At 50.6% G+C, this 1,684-nt stretch carries 1 protein-coding gene; it reads left to right on the forward strand.

Translation table 11 applies throughout. The annotated features are described in order from the left end of the window. Positions 1-867: 867 nt before the first annotated feature. A partial coding sequence (locus BRW63_RS26955; RefSeq protein WP_189645280.1) for a reverse transcriptase N-terminal domain-containing protein occupies positions 868-1,684 on the forward strand: 817 nt, incomplete at its 3' end.

Genomic DNA, 1,684 nt, shown 5'->3' on the forward strand with positions numbered 1-1,684 from the left:
CCCCTTGTTCAGGGGTCATTTCGCGGGTTCTCAGAACGACTTCTATTAGATTGTCCAATTGAATGGCGAGGTTGGCACTGAGTATGAATACTCATCGCAAAGGTGGGATGCTCCCGGGTTACTCCGCTACCTTCGTGAAATTAACTTCAGTAAAGCAATTCTCTGGTGCTACCTCATCTGGTATAGGGTGGTAGTTTACCGTCACCTAAGATGTGGATGAATTCGGTCGGCATCAGTGCTGTAATCGGCACAGCGCTAGTACTGAGTGTTTCCTCTGGCGAGGGTGACAAAAGAGATCTCATAAGTACAATAGTCCGGGTGCGATTCGTTGAGTGACGAAATACGGTAACCAGTCCGTCCATAATCACTCCAGCCAAGACTCCTAAGTCTAGCTGAACTTCCCGCTTGATGTCGGTGCAAGTCCTACCCTTCAAACTCAGAAGTGACTCCTGATCTGCCCACAGTGAGCAAGCTCGGTTCTTGCAGGCTGAAGCTGGGAACAGGGCGCAATCAGACAACGGTTATGCGTTGACACTGGCGCTAACAGGGGGTTCCTACGATGAAACCAGATTCTCGAAAAGCGACCTAATTGGGAGCAAGGCATAACGACAAACCCTTGACTTTGCCAGAGATTGTATCCCGCCGTGTCTCCGGAGGAAACCGGTCAGAGTCAGGGGTTCTGGCGGTTGAATTGAATCCATCTAAGGGAACGAGCAATCGAACGGGAGGAACGAATAAAAACAGTCTGTTCGGTCTGGGGAGAAGTCGAACCCCAGTAGGCTAGACGAGCAGCGGAACTCCGCAGACTGGGTAGGATGACCCGTGATTGGGTCAAGGTTCAAAGCAAACACTCCTTGGCGTGAGCGCATGATTAGACACAGCCAGCAGGCTAGTGAATTGTGGAAGAAGCTCCCGTGGAAGCGATTCCGACGGAACTTATTCCGCCTCCAAAATCGAGTGTTCAAAGCAGTTTCAGTGGGCAACCTGCGAAAGGCGCGGTCACTCCAAAAACTGATTTTCAAGTCTACAGCCGCCCGATTTCTAGCCATTCGTCAAGTCACTCAACTGAATGCGGGTAAAAAGACGGCAGGGATTGACGGCAAAGCATTCCTCACGATTGAAGAGCGCTTTGACCTGAGCAATTTGCTCAAAGAAACCGTCAACCGTTGGAAACCCTCGAAGCTTCGCGAGATTCTAATTCCAAAAAAAGATGGAACCAGGCGACTGCTAAAAGTGCCAACTATGGCGGATAGAGCCTGGCAATGCTTGGCTAAATATGCGCTAGAGCCTGCCCACGAAGCGACATTCCACGCTCGGAGCTACGGGTTTAGAACGGGACGCTCGGCACACGATGCCCAAAAAGTCTTGTTCCAAAACCTCAACTCCCATGCGAATGGAATCGGTAAACGGATCATCGAACTGGATATCGAAAAGTGCTTCGACCGGATTAACCATGCCGCCATTCTGGACAACCTGATTGCCCCAAAAGGGGTCAAGACTGGAATTTTCCGCTGTCTCAAAGCAGGAGTCAATCCAGAATTTCCTGACCAGGGAACTGTCCAAGGTGGAGTGGTTAGCCCACTACTCGCGAACATCGCTCTCAACGGGATTGAAGACATTCATCAAAGCGTTCGGTACGCCGACGATATGGTGTTTATCCTCAAACCTCAAGACGATGCAGAGG

The sequence above is a fragment of the Phormidesmis priestleyi ULC007 genome (assembly GCF_001895925.1).
Classification (GTDB): domain Bacteria; phylum Cyanobacteriota; class Cyanobacteriia; order Leptolyngbyales; family Leptolyngbyaceae; genus Phormidesmis_A; species Phormidesmis_A priestleyi_A.